Source organism: Sphingomonas sp. HMP9 (assembly GCF_013374115.1).
In the GTDB taxonomy this organism is placed as follows: Bacteria; Pseudomonadota; Alphaproteobacteria; order Sphingomonadales; family Sphingomonadaceae; genus Sphingomonas.
Genome location: NZ_AP022673.1, coordinates 2380001 through 2397878, shown reverse-complemented (window position 1 = coordinate 2397878; position 17878 = coordinate 2380001). Strand labels below are relative to the sequence as shown.

At 64.6% G+C, this 17878-nt stretch carries 16 protein-coding genes and 1 pseudogene; 9 read left to right on the top strand and 8 right to left on the bottom strand.

The window, feature by feature from the left end; translation table 11 throughout:
* The first annotated feature begins 6 nt into the window (after positions 1-6).
* Genes HMP09_RS10615 through HMP09_RS10605 form a run of 3 tightly spaced genes read left to right on the top strand, consistent with a single transcriptional unit; the run spans position 7 to position 2853 of the window.
* On the top strand, positions 7-777 hold the full coding sequence (locus tag HMP09_RS10615; RefSeq protein ID WP_176500341.1) for a response regulator transcription factor: 771 nt from the start codon (positions 7-9) through the stop codon (positions 775-777).
* On the top strand, positions 774-2138 hold the full coding sequence (locus HMP09_RS10610; protein WP_176500340.1) for an ATP-binding protein: 1365 nt from the start codon (positions 774-776) through the stop codon (positions 2136-2138). Before HMP09_RS10615 ends, HMP09_RS10610 begins: the two co-directional genes overlap by 4 nt.
* Before the next feature lie 19 nt (positions 2139-2157).
* The gene (locus tag HMP09_RS10605; RefSeq protein ID WP_176500339.1) at positions 2158-2853 is read left to right on the top strand and encodes a hypothetical protein; all 696 of its coding nucleotides are present in this window, start codon (positions 2158-2160) and stop codon (positions 2851-2853) included.
* Between the two features lie 231 nt (positions 2854-3084).
* Here the strand turns inward: HMP09_RS10605 and HMP09_RS10600 are convergent, their stop codons facing one another.
* The 3 genes from HMP09_RS10600 to HMP09_RS10590 all read right to left on the bottom strand — a co-directional run bounded on the left by HMP09_RS10600 (position 3085) and on the right by HMP09_RS10590 (position 5278).
* Entirely contained in the window at positions 3085-3726 is a 642-nt protein-coding gene (locus HMP09_RS10600; protein WP_232090180.1) for a sigma-54-dependent transcriptional regulator, read from the bottom strand.
* A complete protein-coding gene (locus HMP09_RS10595; protein WP_176500338.1) occupies positions 3726-4130 on the bottom strand; it encodes an ATP-binding protein in 405 nt (134 codons plus the stop codon). The genes HMP09_RS10600 and HMP09_RS10595 overlap by 1 nt, the downstream gene beginning before the upstream one ends.
* 377 nt (positions 4131-4507) lie before the next feature.
* Positions 4508-5278, bottom strand: coding sequence for a helix-turn-helix domain-containing protein (locus tag HMP09_RS10590; RefSeq protein WP_232090179.1), 771 nt, complete (start codon positions 5276-5278; stop codon positions 4508-4510).
* Positions 5279-5459: 181 nt separating this feature from the next.
* Here HMP09_RS10590 and HMP09_RS10585 point away from each other — a divergent pair, with 181 nt between their 5' ends.
* Entirely contained in the window at positions 5460-7586 is a 2127-nt protein-coding gene (locus HMP09_RS10585; RefSeq protein WP_176500337.1) for a marine proteobacterial sortase target protein, read from the top strand.
* Positions 7587-7591: 5 nt separating this feature from the next.
* Complete coding sequence (locus HMP09_RS10580) at positions 7592-8176, top strand: class GN sortase (protein ID WP_176501709.1); 585 nt, start codon at positions 7592-7594, stop codon at positions 8174-8176.
* Positions 8177-8299: 123 nt separating this feature from the next.
* Here HMP09_RS10580 and HMP09_RS10575 read toward each other — a convergent pair whose 3' ends face one another.
* From HMP09_RS10575 to HMP09_RS10565, 3 genes are all read right to left on the bottom strand, one after another.
* The gene (locus HMP09_RS10575) at positions 8300-8677 is read right to left on the bottom strand and encodes an Rrf2 family transcriptional regulator (protein ID WP_176500336.1); all 378 of its coding nucleotides are present in this window, start codon (positions 8675-8677) and stop codon (positions 8300-8302) included.
* Positions 8678-8715: 38 nt separating this feature from the next.
* Complete coding sequence (locus HMP09_RS10570) at positions 8716-9108, bottom strand: DUF1622 domain-containing protein (protein WP_232090178.1); 393 nt, start codon at positions 9106-9108, stop codon at positions 8716-8718.
* 125 nt (positions 9109-9233) lie between these two features.
* Positions 9234-10064 (bottom strand): aldo/keto reductase, encoded by an 831-nt coding sequence (locus HMP09_RS10565; protein WP_176500335.1) that lies wholly within the window; start codon positions 10062-10064, stop codon positions 9234-9236.
* A 516-nt stretch (positions 10065-10580) separates the two neighbouring features.
* Between HMP09_RS10565 and HMP09_RS10560 the strand changes: the two genes are divergently transcribed.
* Together HMP09_RS10560 and HMP09_RS10555 are read left to right on the top strand one after the other, a co-directional pair.
* Positions 10581-12962 (top strand): phosphoketolase family protein, encoded by a 2382-nt coding sequence (locus tag HMP09_RS10560; protein WP_176501707.1) that lies wholly within the window; start codon positions 10581-10583, stop codon positions 12960-12962.
* A 20-nt stretch (positions 12963-12982) separates the two neighbouring features.
* Entirely contained in the window at positions 12983-14050 is a 1068-nt protein-coding gene (locus HMP09_RS10555) for an acetate/propionate family kinase (protein ID WP_176500334.1), read from the top strand.
* 192 nt (positions 14051-14242) lie between these two features.
* Here the strand turns inward: HMP09_RS10555 and HMP09_RS10550 are convergent, their stop codons facing one another.
* Positions 14243-14962 (bottom strand): hypothetical protein, encoded by a 720-nt coding sequence (locus HMP09_RS10550; protein ID WP_176500333.1) that lies wholly within the window; start codon positions 14960-14962, stop codon positions 14243-14245.
* An 874-nt stretch (positions 14963-15836) separates the two neighbouring features.
* Between HMP09_RS10550 and HMP09_RS10545 the strand changes: the two genes are divergently transcribed.
* Positions 15837-16397, top strand: coding sequence for a GDSL-type esterase/lipase family protein (locus HMP09_RS10545; RefSeq protein WP_176500332.1), 561 nt, complete (start codon positions 15837-15839; stop codon positions 16395-16397).
* Between the two features lie 64 nt (positions 16398-16461).
* The gene (locus HMP09_RS10540) at positions 16462-16962 is read left to right on the top strand and encodes a TIGR02594 family protein (protein ID WP_176500331.1); all 501 of its coding nucleotides are present in this window, start codon (positions 16462-16464) and stop codon (positions 16960-16962) included.
* A 77-nt stretch (positions 16963-17039) separates the two neighbouring features.
* Here HMP09_RS10540 and HMP09_RS10535 read toward each other — a convergent pair.
* Positions 17040-17861 (bottom strand): annotated as a pseudogene (locus HMP09_RS10535) (potassium channel family protein).
* Between the last annotated feature and the right edge of the window lie 17 nt (positions 17862-17878).

Here is a 17878-nt window from a genome sequence, read left to right as displayed (position 1 = left end):
CGACACATGGCGACACATATAAACTCCCCGCGCACCGCGCTGCGGCGCCATCATGCGGACGTGGACAACAGTGCGCAACACCTGCTCGTCGTCGACGACGATCGCGACATCCGCTTGCTGCTGGCCGAACAGCTGGGCGTGGCCGGCTTTACGGTCGCGGTGGCCGGCGACGGCACCGCGATGCGGCAGGAACTCGATCGGCATGCGATCGATCTCGTGATCCTCGACCTCAATCTGCCGCGCGAGGATGGGCTCGCGCTGTGCCGGCAGGTCCGGATGACGTCGACGGTGCCGATCATCATGCTGACCGCGCGAGGCGACCCGATCGATCGCATCCTCGGGCTCGAAATGGGCGCTGACGACTATGTCGTGAAGCCGTTCGAGCCGCGCGAACTGCTGGCACGGATCCGCAGCGTGTTGCGCCGCGCGCAGGCGCTGCCGACCAATCTCGATCCGCTCGACGCGCGCCGTGCGGTGTTCGCAGGGTGGACGATCGATTTCGAGTTTCGCCAGATGGTCGCGCCCGAGGGTCGCGTCGTAATGCTGTCGGGGGCCGAATTCCGCCTGCTCCGGATGTTCATCGAGTATGCCAACCGGACGCTGACCCGCGAGCAATTGCTGGCGATGGGTGCGATCCGGCAGGGCGAGGGGCTCGACCGTGCGATCGATCTCCAGGTCAGCCGGCTGCGCAACAAATTCGGTCGCGATGGCGGCGACCTGATCCGCACGGTCCGCAACGAAGGGTATGTGCTGGCCGCCGCCGTCCAGCTCGAATGAAGCTCCCCGCTTTCCTCGATGCGATGGCGGGGCGGATCTTCGTCATCCTGCTGGTCGGGATCGCGGTCTCGGCAACGCTCGCCATCACGCTCGCCGATCGGCACCGCATCGCCGATATCCGCCGTATCCAGTCGGTCCGCACGGCCGAGCGCGTCGCCGAACTGTTGGTCAGGGTCGACCGGCTGCCGCCGGCCGATCGCGCCAAAGTGTCGCGGTACGGCGTCACTTTCCTCGACGCGCCGACCGGAGACCTTGGCGGCGGGCAACCCGATGACGATCTGGCCGCCTTGCTAGATGCGCGGATGCCCGATGCCATCGCGGTCAAGGCGACGAGCATCCCGATAGACGCGTGCGAACGGCGGATCGGCAGCAGGCGGCGGCCGTCGCCCGCCGATCGTGCGTTGCGCAGCGCGGTGCAGACGACCGATTGCTGGCTGATCACCGGACAGTTGCGCGACGGCTATGCCTATCGCCTCGTCACCGCGCCGCCGCCGTTGCTGCTGAAGGCACCGCGTAGCCTCGATCCCGCGTTCATCGTAATTCTCGCGGTCGCTGCCGCTCTGCTGGCTGCGATTGTCGCGCGGATGGCCGCGGCACCGATCCGCGCGCTGGCTGAGGGTGCGACAATCCTCGGCCATGACCTTGACGCCCCGCTGTTGCCCGAACGCGGTCCGGCCGACGTGCGTGTCGCGATCCAGGCGTTCAACGCGATGCAGGGCCGCCTGCGCGCGCACATGAGCGAACAGACGCATATGCTCGCCGCGATCACGCACGATCTCCAGACCCCGCTCACCCGCCAGCGGCTGCGGCTGGAACAGATGCCGGAAGGGGCACTGCGCGAGCGCCTGCTCGCGGACTGGACCGCGATGCGCGGGATCGTCGACGAGGGGCTGGAGCTCGCACGCAGCACAGGCGTGGTCGAGGCCGAGGCGCTGCTCGACGTGGATTCGATGATCGCCAGCATTATCGCGGACGAGGCCGATGCCGGGCATGTCGTCTCGTTCGAGATCTGCGCCAATCGAGATGTCGCCTGCCGCCCGCAGATGTTGCGGCGCTGCGTGCAGAACCTTGTCGACAACGCGATCCGTCATGGCGGCGACGCGCATCTCTCGACCGAGGTGATCGGCAAAACACTGTGCATAGGCGTGCGTGATTCTGGGCCGGGGATTCCGGCGGACCGGCTCGTCGATGTGTTCGAGCCGATGGTCCGCCTCGAAACCTCGCGGTCGCGCGAAACCGGCGGCAGTGGGCTCGGCTTGACGATCGCCCGCATACTCGCGCGGCGCAACGGCGGCACGATCACGCTGACGAACTTGCCGGAGCAGGGCCTGAAGGCGACCGTTCGTCTAACCTTGACCTGACGACCCTGGAGGATCCGCCGTGCGCAATATCGATTTCAGTTCCTGGCAGAACCTACTCGCCACCGTCTTCGGGTTGGCGCTGGTCACGCTGATTGGCGTTGGCATCCGCTTGTTGACGATGGTGACGATCCAGCAACGGCGCGAGCGCACCAATCGCCAAATCAACGAACGTCTGCGGACGCTGATCGCCGCCTACAAGACGTTGGGCGGATCGTTCACGGGGACGTTGACCGTGGACCCGGCGCACCGCCGCGACCTGCGTCAGCGGAGTGAAGCCACGGCTGAAGAGGACGCGGAGGCGCTTGATCTCGGCGCGGCTAGCAGTGGTTCCGATCGAGCACGCAGAATTCGCGACGCTGTTGAGGGCGCACTGTCCGACATCATTCTCCTCGGCACCGATGAGCAGGTTCAACTTGCCGCGCGGGCTGCGCACGAACTCGTCGCCGGACGCCCCGTGCCGACGCATGAGCTTGTCGTTTCGATGCGCAACTTCATCCGCGAAGCGCTGGATCTCGATCCCATTCCACGCGATTTGGTGTTACCGGCACAGGGGCCGACGCGACCCTCGGGTTTGGTCGGGCGAGGGAAAAACGACCAAGGCAAGGCTGAGTCAGCAAGAGGTGGCGGAGGCGGAGGCGGCGCAATGGGCGGCGGCCCCATTATCAATTCGGTCGGTGAACCCGAGCGCAACGATCCGGCAGAGTCGACACGATAAACTGCATCCGCAGCTACGTTTCTTGCGATCTGGAACGGGTCCGTCATCGCTTTACGAAATGGCGGGCTGTGGTGGTAAGTCCCCCTCCCGAGACGCCTGTGCTGTACAGTGCTGTCGACATGAACGAATGGCAGAAAGGGGGAAGCCGAAAACCAATTCGGAACGTCCGGTTCTGGGTCCCATTACCAAGGACGGTGGTAGAGCCGCCGTACCTTGCCCAACGCCTAAAGATTAATAGTCGGAGAACCTAGCGCAGTCCCATTCGGGCGGAATCGCACCGCAATGGATCGGAACGAGCTTCCGGTCGGCGCGCGGGGAGGCGTGGTGGAGCGCGCGCGCGACCAGTTCCTTGCCAGTGCCGCTGGGGCCAAGCACCAGAACGGGCAGGCGGGTCGGCGCGACCCGGCGGATGAGGTCGCGTAGCGCGGCCATCGGCGGCGTAGTGCCGATGAGGCCCATGTCCTCGGCACCCGTGTCGCGAGCCTTCAGCGCGGCGAGTTCGCGCGCCAAGGCAGCCCGATCCATAGCGCGCGCAACGACGATGCGCAGGATGTCGGGGTCGACGGGTTTGGCGAGGAAATCCCATGCGCCGGCATCAATGGCCTTCAGCGCAAGCGCGTGGTCGGCATGGCCGGTCATGACGATGACGGGCGCAGGCGCGAAGTTGGCGATAAGTGCTAGCCCAGCTTCTGGATCATGGTGCGGCGGCATTGCGAGATCGAGCAGGACGAGGTCGGCGGGTGCCTCGGCGAAGGCAGCACGCGCCGCGTCGCCATCGCCGACCACGCGGACGTCATGGCCCAGACCGCGCAGCCACGCGCCGGTGAGGCGCTGGAAGGCAGGTTCATCGTCGGCCAGCAGGATGCCGCTCATCACAGATCTCCGAAGGTAAGACGGAAGCAGGTCGACCAGCCGGGCCGCTGGGCGAGCGTGACGGTTCCACCATGTGCCTCCATGATGCGGCGGACGATGGCGAGGCCGAAGCCGGTGCCGCCGGGGCGGCGCGAGACGAACGGGCGGAACAGGTTGTCGGCGATCTCGGGAGCGATGCCGGGTCCGTCGTCGCAGACGTCGATGGTTGCAGGTGGGCCGGCCGCAGCGACGATGGTGACGTTCGTGCCGAGCGCGCGCGCGTTATCCACCAGGTTGGTCAGCACGCGCATGAGCGCGCGGCGGTCGGCCATCACGATCAGGTCTTCGGGCATGACGAGTTCGACGCCCATTTCGCCCACGAGCTCAGCGCGCTCCGGCCGGAGTACGGCCATGAAGCGGTGCATTGGGGGTATCGGAGGGGGTATCGGAGGGGGTATCGGTACTTATACGCCTGAAAAATCCTATTATAAATTATTGGGATGGATTTATACAATCGGCGGACTCCCGCTCTGCCACTGGACCGATCGGCTGTCAGAGGGGGGGTGTATGAACCGGCCGTGCGTCTGTTGTGCGCCTCGCTGATGCACGAAACACTGCTCTCGGGATCGACGTGCGGGCGGTGAACGGCGGCATGTGGGGCGCTTAGCGGCAATGTGCAGCCGAGATGAATGAACGTCGTCTTCTAGGGGAGCGGGCAGAGCGGTCCGAATGTCCGTAACTGGTTCACGATCGCATCCCTGACCAACGAAGGGCCGCTCCGGCATGCGCCGCGCCGCGGCGCTTATGAGCCGTTGTGCTTTGCGCCGAGCGCGTGGAACCGCACGAAGTCTTCGCCGATCGCTCGGCTGAGCATGTCGCGGTAGGTATCGTATTCCGCGGTACCTGGCGCGATGAGCCCCGTCGCCGGCGTTTCGTTCGCGGTCACCTTGCGCAAAGCGACCGGGCAGGTCGCGGGGATCAATTGTGCGCCTTGGCCCGACTGCAACGTGGTCAGCAAACCGTACAGGATCGCCTGGGCGTCCGGCCGCGCCAGGATCATGAGGCGGTATTGGCCAAGCGTGTTGGTGACGAGATAGATATAGCCCGACAAATTGGGCATCGAGACGTGGCCGCTCTGTTCGAACCGCGCGTCGACCCGTTCGGATTCGGCGAAGGCCAGATGGCCTTGCTCGTCGAGCCAGCGGACGGTGGTGACGCAGGCATAGACCGCGTCCGGCGTGCCGAAGCTCGGGCGCAGCGTGAGATAGCGTCCCTCGACCCAGCCCACCGCCGACCGCGCATAGGCGCCCATGCTTTCCGGCGCAGTGTCGGGGGCGGGGGTGATCGTCGCCGCAGCGGACGGCCGCAGCACCAGGCCCAGCGCCGCTTCGATCCTGAGCGTCGTGGCGAGCGTGAAGGGGCGCGTGCCGGCCAACGCCTTTTCCAGCGTCGACAGGCTGATCCTCGCCATGTCGGCGACCGCTTGACGCGACAGGCGGCGGCGCGCGATCTCCTCGCGCACGCGCTGCCCCACCATGCGGCTTTCCGTCTCGATCAGGTCGTCGTCGCGCATCGTGTCTGTTTACCGGACAAATCCGCACCTACCAACACATACCAACACGGCGTGCCCGTACAGCGCGGACACGCGCGCACCGGACGGCGGCACGTGGCAGAAAATGGTCGTTCTTGCTCGTGGCTGTCCGGCATCGGCTGCGCATAACGACAAGGCTCCTCACCGAAGATGGAGCCCCGCAATGTCTCGCTTGTCCACCCGTTCCGCTCTGATCCCCGCCATCGCTCTGCTCGCGGCCACGCCCGTGATGACCGCCGCCTCGGCTGGTACGCCCACCGCCGAAGCGCAAAGCGACGACGATGGCCCCGGTGCCGGTACGCTGATGCTGCGCGGCTTGAAGAGCAGCGCGACGATGCCCGCTGTCAGGCTCGGCACCGACATGGATGTGACGATCACCGGATCGATCGCCCGCGTTCGCGTGACACAGGCGTTCCGCAATACGTCCAGCGACTGGATGGAGGCAGTGTACCTCTATCCGCTGCCCGACGAGGGCGCGGTCGATAGCCTGAAGATGGTGGTCGGCCAGCGCGTGATCGTCGGCCGGATCGCGCGCCGCGCGGCGGCGCGCGCCTTGTACGAGAAGGCGAAGGCGAGCGGGCAGAAGGCCGGGCTGGTCGAGCAGCAGCGCCCCAATATGTTCACCAACAGCGTTGCCAATGTCGGGCCGGGCGAAACCGTGCTGATCAGCATCGAATACCAGGCGCCGGTGCGCGAACTGGACGGTGCCTTCTCGCTACGCCTGCCGCTGGTGGTCGGCCCGCGCTACACGCCGCCGCATACGCTCATATCGGCCAAGGCGGTGGCGGATGCCAATGCGGTGACCGCCGCTCCGGTGCTCGACCCCAAGGCAGGCGCGCTCAACCCGGTGTCTATCACCGTCCATCTCGCGCCCGGCTTCAAGCCCGCCAATGTGCTCAGCCCCTATCACCGCGTGTCGGTCAGTGGCGCGGGCGAGGAGCGGACGATCACGCTCGCGCAGGGCAGCGTGCCGGCGGACCGCGATTTCGAGCTCGACTGGCGCTCCGCCTCGGCCGATCCGACGATCGGCCTGTTCCGCGAGCAGGGCGACGACGGCGCGTATGTCATGGCCACGATCACGCCGCCGGCCAATTTGGCCAAACAGCCAACGCCGCCGCGCGAGATGGTGTTCGTGATCGACAATAGCGGGTCGATGGGCGGCGAATCGATGCGCGAGGCGAAGGCCGGCTTGCTCTATGCGTTGAAGACGCTGCGTCCGCAGGATCACTTCAACATCATCCGCTTCGACGACACGATGACGCAATTATTTACCCATAGCGTTGCTGCCACGCCCGACCAGATCGCGCTCGCGACCCGCTTCGCCGCCGGGCTGGAGGCGACGGGCGGCACCGAGATGGTGCCTGCTCTGAAGGCGGCGCTGACCGATGCCGGGGCGAGTGGCGGGTCCACCGCGCTGCGCCAGGTCATCTTCCTCACCGACGGCGCGGTGTCGAACGAACAGGAGATGCTGGCGACGCTCGCCCAGGATCGCGGCCGATCGCGCGTGTTCTTCGTCGGCATCGGATCGGCACCCAATACGTATCTGATGAACCGCATGGCGACGCTCGGCCGTGGCGCCTACACCAATATCGGATCGGCGCAGGAAGTCGCCGCCAAGACCGCGCGTCTGCTCGACATGCTGAGCCATCCCGCGATGCAGGATATCAGGGTGAGCGTGAACGGCGGCACGCTGGATCTGACGCCGAAGCTGCTGCCCGACCTCTACGCCGGGCAACCGCTGGTGCTGGTGGGCAAGACCGCAAGACTGTCGGGCACGCTGACCGTCAGCGGCACGGTTGGCGGCGCGCCCTGGCGCCAAAGCGTGGATCTGACCACCGCCAGACCAAGCCCGGCGATCGCCAAGCTGTGGGCGCGGCGGCGGATCGACGACATCGAAGCGGATCGCACATTGGGCAAGATCACGCCCGACGCGGCCGACGAACAGGTCGCAGCGCTGGGCATCGCCAGTTCGCTGGTGACGAGTCAGACCAGCCTGGTGGCGATCGACGAAACGCCGACTTGCCCCGCGGGCCAGAGCTTGGTGCGCGAAGACCTGCCGATCAACCTGCCCGCAGGGTGGGATTTCGCCGGCCTGTTCGGTGGCGAGAGCGGTGCGGCCGCGGCGCGCAACGCCGACACGTTCGCCGCCCGTGCCGCCGAGCAGGCACGGGGACTGGACCTGCCGCAGACCGCGACCGGTTTTGTCGGCACACTGTGGGAGGGCCTCGCGCTGCTGCTCGCCGGGATCGCCGGTTTGTGGTGGCAGCGTCGCCGGGAGCGGGCGGCGTGAGCCGGATGGTGTGGAACGGACGCGTCTTTCGACATCGTCTCGTCACTGCCCTGTGCATTACCTTCGCCTGCGCCGGCATCCTCCGCTTCGCCACAGGCGCGATCGTCCCGGCCAAGGCCGTCGTCGCGCAGATCCTGCTCGAGCGCGCGTTCGACCGCAGCATCGCCGCCCATGCGCCACAAAAGCCCTGGCCATGGGCGGACATGGCGCCGGTCGCCCGGGTCGGCATCAAGCGGCTGGGCGTCGACCGAATCGTGTTGGACAGCGGGTCGGGGCAGGCCATGGCGTTCGGTCCGACGTTGCTGGCGGGCGGGGCACGGCTCGGTGCGCCGGGCGTCGCGGTGCTGGCGGCGCACCGCGACACGCACTTCCGCTTCCTCGAACAGGTCCGTGCCGGCGACGTGATCGACGTCGAGGCGCTGAACGGGGGGGCAAAACACTATCGCGTGACGCGCGCCGAAATTGTCCGCTGGGACCGTTTTGCCGTCGCCGATACGCCGTTCAGCCGACTAGCGCTGTCAACCTGCTACCCGTTCGGGGCCGTCACCGGCGGCCCCTTGCGCTACGTCGTATATGCGGATGAGGCTTGATCGTCGGCGCTGTGGGCGAGCGAGCGAGGTCGTGTAAGCATGGACGAAAGTCCGCCTTTCGGAGGACTTGAAACCGAACCGAATGTCGGGTCGTGGCGCTTCGAGGGCTGGCAAGCCTCATACTTATGGACGGCAGTAGGTATCGAAGCCACGCGCCAACTCAGCTAGGCTGACCGCACCCAACCGAGCGAACAGCAAGGCTTCTGCTTCGCGAAGCGCATCCTCGACTACAGCATTGACGACCTTCTCGACGGCGCAGCTGGAAGCAGGGTCTTCGTTACCGATAGCCAAGATGCGGGGGCCGCCGACCGCACGATGGACGTCGAGCAGCGACACCGTGCCGAGGTCGGCCGCGATCGTCCAACCACCACCATGCCCCTTTTCCGATCGCACATATCCCGCGTCGCGGAGGCCGGCCATCGTGCGTCGAACGACCACGGCATTCGTGCCGAGCATTCGGGCGATCGCCTCGGACGTCATCGGACCGTCATGCCGCGCCATATGATCGGTGTAGCCGAAGGGTGACGCTGACCTAGGCGTCAGCGTTGTTTATCCGCCGCTCGTGACGTTTTCTCGTCCGATCCTCCTTTCTGCCACGGCCAGCGCCCGTCAATCTCGACCTCGAGCGAGAAGCTCAGGAACGTCCTGATGAGAACGATGCCGGCAAGGACGAGGAGGCTTTCGATCGTCGGCTCGACCGCCACCGTGTTGATGATGTCGGCCGCGACCAGGAACTCCAGGCCGAGAAGGATCGATCGGCCAAGCCCCGAGCGAAAGTCGGCGACCAGCGTTGCCCGACTGGTTTTGCCCCGGGCCAGACCGATCAGGAAGGCCGCCAGCGTTCCGAATGCCCCCACGACGATGATGGCGGTGCCGACGATCTCGCCGGCGCTCGTTGCCACATGGATCCATTGGGCTTCGTTCATGATCATGATGCTTCATGCCTGAGCGGCTGCGAAGGCACAAACGACCGGGCGATCAGGTCGGCCCGTTGGCCCGGTCGAATGCATCGGACAGCTACGCCCACCGCGGTGGAAAGGAACAGGGTGACGGCTGCTCAGAGCATCTCGAGCGGGCGACGCCCGCGCGGGGGAGGGAAGGCGGCATCCAGCGCGGCCAAGTCGTCGTCCGACAGCGCCAGGTCGACCGCTGCGCGGTTCTCGCGGACGTGCGCGACGGTGCCCGCCTTGGGTATGGCGATCACGCCGCTCCGCCGCATCGTCCAGGCGAGCGCCACCTGCGCGGGCGTGGCACCGATCGTCTCGGCGATGCTGTGAAGCGTTTTGTTGGCAAGGAGGCGGCCCTGCTCCACCGGGCTGTAGGCCATCACAGGCATAGCGCGGGCTTCCAGCCACGGTAGCAGGTCGTGCTCGGGGCCGCGACGCGTCAGGTTGTAGAGGATCTGGTCGACCGCGCAGCCGTCACCCCCGACCGCGAGCAGTTCCTCCATGTCGTCGGTGTCGAGGTTGCTGACGCCCCAGTGGCGGATCTTGCCCGCCGATTGCAGCGCCTTCATCGCCTCGACCGTCTCGCCGAGCGGCACCGACCCGCGCCAGTGCAGCAGATAGAGGTCGATCCGGTCGGTCCCGAGCCGCCTCAGGCTCGCCTCGCAGGCTGCGGCGAGGCGCGCTTGCGAGGCGTTCTGCGGATAGGCCTTGCTCACCAGGAACAGCTGGTCCCGAACGGAACCCAGCGCTTCCCCGATCAGCTCTTCGGCGGCCCCTTCGCCGTACATCTCCGCAGTATCGATCAATGTCATGCCGAGATCGACACCCACGCGCAGCGCTTCGATCTCGGCCGAACGGCGTTCGGATCGTTCTCCCATCATCCATGTGCCCTGGCCCAATGCGGGCACGTGTTCGTCGCCCAATAACGCCACTGTTCGCATGCTGTACCTCGGCTATCCTGCTGAAGCGATCAAACGAACGACGGTGCAATCAGGTGCATCCACGTCGGATCACGACGGGGTTGCAGGAACCATGAGGGATATACTGGCGGGCCATGCTTTCTGATCATAGCCCGGTAGCCCAGTAGAGCGAATGCGATGCGGTTAAGCTCCTCAACCAACCTTCGAAGTCCTTCTCACGGCAGACGCGTATAGCTCGGCTGGGGTCAATGGTAACGGTTTGATCTGGTTCGGCTGGCATCGAATATTGATCGTGCTGACACCCGATGTCGGTGCGAAATAGACTCATTCAATGCGTTTTATGCGGCCAAAAATAATGGGTCTGCAGCGCAATGTGTCTGCCAAATCAGCTAGGGCGAAGATCTTAGAGGTTGGGATCACGTCGCGAACCCAATATGTGATCGGTGATGCTGCTATAGCTATCACTGCGCATGCAACGCGCCGAGGACAATCGCTATGACGAACCGCGCCTTACGTCCGGCTGATCCTCCTGCCGCCATGAACGCCACGACGACCCAGGAACGTCCGCTGTCCGATGACATGCTCCGCCGGATGGATGGATATTGGAGGGCCGCCAATTACCTGTCGGTCGGTCAGATCTATTTGCGTAGCAATCCCTTGCTCGATCAACCGCTTGCGATTGCGCACGTCAAGCCGCGGCTGCTCGGACATTGGGGGACGACACCCGGACTGAACATGCTCTACGTCCATCTCAACCGGGTCATCGTCGAGCGCGAACTCGACATGATCGCGATCATCGGGCCGGGGCATGGCGGACCGGGCTTGGTTGCCAACACCTATCTCGAAGGCTCCTATACCGAACGCTATCCTGCTATCGAACGCAGCCGCGGCGGAATGGAACGGCTCTTCCGGCAATTCTCTTGGCCGGGGGGCATCCCGAGCCATGTCGCGCCGGAGACGCCGGGCTCGATCCACGAGGGCGGCGAACTCGGCTACTCGCTCGCCCATGCGTTTGGCGCGGTGTTCGACAACCCCGATCTGATCGTCGCCTGTGTCGTCGGCGATGGCGAGGCCGAGACGGGCGCGCTGGCGACGAGCTGGCACAGCAATAAATTCCTGAACCCGGCACGCGACGGCGCCGTGCTGCCCATCTTGCATCTGAACGGCTTCAAGATCGCCAACCCGACCGTGCTGGCACGGATTGGCCGCGACGAGCTGACCGATCTGATGTGTGGCTATGGCTATGAGCCGCACTTCGTGGAAGGCGACGATCCCGCCGCGGTGCATCAACTGCTCGCCGGCACGCTCGACACGGTGCTCGACCGCATCGAGGCGATCCAGGCGGCGGCGCGATCGCGCGACGCCGGCGGCGAACGGCCGCGCTGGCCGATGATCGTGCTCAAGACGCCGAAGGGGTGGACCGGACCGAAGTTCGTCGATGGCAAGCCCGTGGAGGGTACATGGCGTGCGCATCAGGTACCGATCGCGGACTTCAAGGATCCCGAGCATCTCCGTCAGCTCGAAACGTGGATGCAGAGCTACCGCCCCGACGAACTGTTCGACGAGGCAGGCAAGTTTCGCGACGACTATGCGACGCTTGCGCCGACTGGCCACCGCCGCATGGGATCGAACCCTCATGCCAATGGCGGGGAACTCATGCGGCCGCTGTCGCTCCCCGACTTCCGAAACTACGCGATCTCGCAGCCGGGACCGGGCCAGGTGAAAGCGGCGGCAACGGCGGCGCTGGGCGACTATTTGCGCGATGTCATCGCGCTCAACGCCGAGGCTGCCAATTTCCGCCTGTTCGGACCCGACGAGACGGCATCGAACCGTCTGCAGGCCGTCTATGAGGTCACTGGCAAGGCGTGGATGGCCGAGACGGAGGCGAACGACACCGATCTGAGCCGCGATGGTCGGGTCATGGAGGTTCTGAGCGAGCATCTCTGCCAAGGCTGGCTGGAGGGCTATCTGCTGACCGGCCGGCACGGGCTGTTCTCGTGTTACGAGGCGTTCGTGCACATCGTGGATTCGATGGTCAACCAGCATGCGAAGTGGCTCAAGGTCACCCGCGCCATCCCGTGGCGCAAGCCGATCGCGTCGCTCAATTACCTTCTGACGTCGCACGTCTGGCGACAGGACCATAACGGGCTTTCGCACCAGGATCCTGGCTTCCTGGATCATGTGGCGAGCAAGAAGGCCGACGTCGTACGGATCTACCTGCCGCCCGACGCCAACTGCCTGCTGTCGGTGGCCGATCACTGCCTGCGCAGCCGCCACTACGTCAACGTGATCGTTGCGGGCAAGCAGCCCGAGGCGAACTGGCTGAGCATCGATGATGCCGTGCACCACTGCACCGCCGGCGCAGGGATCTGGCAATGGGCAAGCGACGACGCGGATGGCGATGAGCTGGACGTCGTCATGGCCTGTGCGGGCGACGTCCCGACACTCGAGACGATGGCAGCCGTCATGCTGCTGCGCGAATACATTCCCGACATTCGCATCCGCGTCGTCAACGTCGTCGATCTGATGGCGCTACAGCCCCAATCGGAGCATCCGCACGGCCTCGACGAACGTGCGTTCGACGCGCTGTTCACGACCGACAAGCCGGTCATCTTCGCCTTTCACGGCTATCCTGCGCTGATCCACAAGCTGACCTACCGGCGGACCAACCACGCCAACATTCATGTCCGCGGGTACAAGGACGAAGGGACGACGACGACGCCATTCGACATGGTCGTGCTGAACGATCTGGACCGCTATCGCCTGGCGCTCGACGCAATTCAGCGGATACCCCGGCTACGCGACCGCGTTCTTGACGAAACGGCGCGCTATTGGGCGCTGATCGAGCGGCACAAGCTGCACGTCTATGAAGAGGGCGACGACCTTCCCGAGATCCGCGACTGGCAGTGGCACCGGTGAGCAGGGGGGAAAGCGTACGCATGACCGGCATCCTGACGCTCAACGAAGGCTCGTCCTCGCTCAAGTTCGGCTTTTACACGGCAGGACCGGACGGGGTCGAAGAGCGCCTGTCGGGGGAGGTAGAGGGCAATCAGCCGGCCGATATGTTCGACCGGATCGATGCGGCATTGGACGGCACAAAGCCCGCGGCGATCGGGCATCGTATCGTCCATGGTGGGCCTGACTTGTTCGCCCCCGTAGTGATCGACGCAGGCGTTCTAGCCAAGCTGGAGCAGGCGACGGCGTTTGCGCCACTGCATGGTCCGGCTGCGCTGTCGCTGATCCGGGCTACTCAGCTGCGCTACCCGAACGTGCCACAGGTCGCCTGTTTCGATACGGGGTTTCACGCCGACCTTCCTCCAGTGGCGGCGGTTCTGCCGATCCCGAAAGCATTCCGCAAAGACGGCGTACGGCGATACGGTTTTCACGGCCTATCCTGCCAGTCGATCGTCAGTCAGTTGAGGCCGGACCTGCCGGAACGCCTGATTATCGCGCACCTCGGAAGCGGGGCGAGCGTGACCGCGGTCCGCGCTGGCAAGTCCGTCGATACCAGTATGGGCCTGACGCCGTCCGGCGGCGTCGTCATGGCGTCGCGGGCTGGCGATCTCGATCCGGGACTCTTGCTCTACCTCATGCGCGAACGGGGCGTGGATAGCGCCGGCATCGAGGATATCGTGGACCGACACTCCGGGCTATTGGGTATCTCCGGTCTGTCAGACGACCTGCGCAAGCTGCACGCGGTAGCGGCGACCGACACCGACGCCGCGTTGGCGATAGCCATCTTCTGCCGCTCCGTTGCCAAGCAGATTGCCGCGATGATGGCGGCGCTGGGTGGCGCGGATATGATCGTCTTTACAGGCGGTATCGGTGAGAACGATGCAATCGTTCGCACTGCGATCTGCGCTGACCTTCGCTGGGCCGGTGTGCAGGCCGCCGGCATCGCGACAAACAGCCCCCGCGTGATCGTGCAGGTGCTCGCGTCTCAGGAAGGTGCCGAGATAGCCCGAGGGGTTCTGCACATCACCAAAACCGCGAACCCAGCGCGTTGATCGGCAGGCCGCCAACCTACCGCCTGGCCTGTTGCCGAAGCAGCCAAACCGGCGCTGGATCCAATACCATCACCGTCGCGCCAGACTTGGTAAAGCGTGGCGTCTGCAGCTTCGGTCACAGTGTCGCCGGCTCTGCTCGATAGTATAGCCTGGGGAAATCGTAGCGCCGATGGACGAACCCGAGCCTCGCTGTCAGGGCTTGAGGAAATTGCGCCTGATCGTCTTGCCATCGGTCGAGATCGACGCGTAGCCTCCCTTTTTGATATCGTTCGAGGCCAGACGGCCGTCGAGGTCGAGGCGAAGCGTGTGCTTCGAGTCGAAGCCGTCGGGGGATTCGAGCCGTACGCCCGACCAGCCATATTTGCCGTAGACTTGGTCCATGCTGGCCTTTTGCCCATCCATGACGGCCTTCAGCCCTGCCGCGTTGACTTGCGACAAAGCGATCAGATGATCTTCCAGCCTGAATTTGGTCGCATCGCCGCCCATCACCGTGATTTCGACGGGCGTGGGTGGGCCGAAACTGCCTGTCGTCACGTCCATGGAGACTTGCTGAAGCTTTCTCGGATCCTGCGGGTTCTGGTACTGCACGATGCACGATGTCATCGATCCTGGTGTCGTGGACACCGTGGGATCGATGTCTTTCGCTAGGCTGAAGAAGGACGTTAGCTCGGACACCTTCGCGGTATCGCCGAGCTGTTTGGCGGCCGCGCGGAAGCAGACGTCCGGCCCATCGGCGAGGGTGAATTTGGATTTGCCGCTGCCGGGGAACGTGCTGGCGGTTATCGCAGGCGGCTGAATGTTGCCCGCAGGGGCGGCGGCGTTCTTTGACGCGTCGTCCTTACCGCCGCAGGCGACCAAGGACATCGAGCAACCGACGAGCACGCAGAGCGAACGAATTTTGGCTTTTGGCATTCGTTGGTCTTCCCTGTTTCAGCCGTTCTCGATGATCTTAAGGATCATGTTCTGCGTGTCGACCGCAAAAACGAGAGGTCAGCGGCCCGGCGGCTCATCAGCAGCGAGCGCCGCCTAGCGGACACTGGAATCGAACGTCTATCGACCGATAGTTGCCGCCATCACGTCTTCCAACCGATGCCCGAGGTCGTTCATGCATGTCGGCGAGTGAACCTTACGACCGTCCTTTTCTATCGTGAAACTGAAGGGGCCAGACAACATGCGCACTGGGACGGTCGTGTTGCATGGCTGAGTGGCAATGGCTCGGCGCAAAGCGGCATTCGACAACCCGCGCAGCTGCTTCACGTCCGCGAGAGACAATTTGACGACACGGATTGTCGGAGCGGAGGCTTGGTCACGGCCACACGCTCCCTTTGCCTGCCTCAGCGTCCCCTCGCGCAGGTCCCATGTGAACGTCGTGTCGCTGCAAAACTCGACGTAATCATGCCGCACGATACGCCATGGCTGCTGACCGGACGGTGACGACCCGGCCAGCAAACACGGCGTAAAGGCTGCTGCCGCAACGAACGACTTCACGTTTCTATGGACCACGGCGATGTCCTCTAACGGGTAACGTCTACTAGGGCCTGAATGGCTTTCATTGGGGCTTCAGCAGTCAGCTCCTGGCCGGACTGGGCTCGAACCTGCCAAACGAATGGCGACCGAGCCAAGGTCCGCAAGCAACCTAGCACATGAATGAAAGGCCGCAATTATGAGTGCCACAACCTCTGTCCGTCTGTGGTCGCAGATGAGCGAGCACAAGCGTTCAAGGTTCGGCGCGATCGTGACTGGACGTCTTACATTGCGTCGAACGTGAACTATCTCGCGGCAGCGCATGACAACCGACCGACCTTTGATCCTCGCAATAGGCGACAGCCTGATTGCCGGTTACGGCCTGCCAGCCGCCGACAGCTTTCCAGCACAGCTTCAGGCGTCGCTGCAGAGACACTTTCCGGAAGTTCGCGTGGTGAACGCCGGCGTATCGGGAGATACGACCGCGGACGTCCAGCGGCGCTTGCCCCGATTGCTGTCCGCGCTCGCGCAGCGACCTGAGCTCGCCATCGTTCAGGTGGGACCGAACGATGTCCTGCGGCAGGTTCCAGCGGCGCGTACTCGCGCGCAACTCGAGGAGATCCTGCTGAGTTTGGCTCGCTGTGGCATTCCCGTCTTACTGACGACCGTCGATCCCCCGACGTTCATCCGTGATCGGGCTGCTGCGTATCTCGGCATCCACGCGGGGTTGGCTGCCGAACATGGCGCGACCGTTCGGTCATTCTTTCCGCCGGGCGTGTTGGGACACCCTGACATGGTGCTGGTGGATCGGGTGCATCCCAATGCGAAGGCGATTGCTGCGGTGGTCGCGGCGATGCTGTCGACGGTGGAGAAGATGCTGTAGTGCCCACATGTGAGTACAACCGCAGACGTGTCGGCATGTCAGCCCCAGGGCCAGGTGGATTATGGTGACGGATCCAAAGTGGTTGAGAGCGGCACGCGCAAAGCTCGGCACGAAAGAAGCTGCCGGATCCGCCAATAGCGCGACGATCCTCGTTTGGGCTAAGCGGCTTGGAACGAAGGTGCTGGGCTTGGTCTACAACGCCGATAGCGTCCCGTGGTGCGGCGTGTTCGTTGCCTACTGCCTTCAGGAAGATGGTATCGAGCCGGTCTCTATTGCGGTGCGGGCGACGTCATGGTCGACATGGGGATCATCGTTGCGGCCGGAGCGGTTGGCGCCGGGTGCCGTGCTAGTGTTCGAGCGTCCTGGCGGCGGGCATGTCGGTTTCTATGTCGGCGAAGACGCGACGGCGTATCATGTCCTCGGTGGCAATCAGGGCGACGCGGTGACCATAGCCCGGATCGCGAAGGCGCGCTGTATCGCGCGCCGATGGCCAGCCGGCCGCCCCGTGATAGGCAAGCCGGTCCAGATGGCGGCAAGCAAGCCAATCTCGACCGACGAGGCCTGATCAACCACGCACTGATTGCGCAAGCCGTTCATCAAATTCAGAGTCCGCCGCCACAGACCGTATCGGCAAGGCGTCGCTCAAGGGATCGGTTCGGCATGACCCCGCCGCACGGCCTCGACGATGAGATCGCCTGGTTCGCGCCGCGTTTCTGCCTCCCAGAACCCAAAGCTTCGATCGCCCCGGTAGATACGGTGGCCGAGACCAGTTCGGATTGCCGACAACGGGATGATTACCTCTGCCGAGGTTACCGCGCGTTCGTGCAGGACGACCTGCCCGTCGGCCGCGGCGAGATCCGCCAGCTACGACGCGATATGCGCGCCATGGGTGGATCCTGCTAACAGGACACCGGCAAGACTTGCCGGGTTGATCACGGTATCGGCCCCGGCTTGCCGTCCGATCGTCGATGACCACGATTGCCTCGGGATCCGCACCACGCTTGACCAGCTCTTCGATGGCTTCGGCGCCACTCGTGCCATAGCCGGCGACGACGACATGATATGAAGGTGACGCTGGATGATGGTCATGCGTCACTTGTCCCAAACACGTTTGAGCAGGAAGTCAGACGCCGTCCCCAGAAAGATGATCCATACGAGGAGCCTGACCGGCGTGACGACGAACGTGTCGAACATGCGCGCCGGGGTCGTCACGGGCACGATGTCGCCATAGCCGACGGTCGTGACCGTGATCATGGTGAAGTAGAGCACATCGAGGAAGCTGATCGCGCCGTCGATGGTATCGCGCAGCCCGTCACGGTCGAACCAGTGACCCAATAGCGCAATAGCGATGAGCGCCCCGGCAAGCCCCACCCGCCACAATGGCCTGAGCCAGACCGGCGTCCTGCCGCGCCGTCTCAGGGTAAAGTTGTGTCGATGCGACGGGTGATGACGTGGTGTACGGATGGTTCCGACCGACCGGA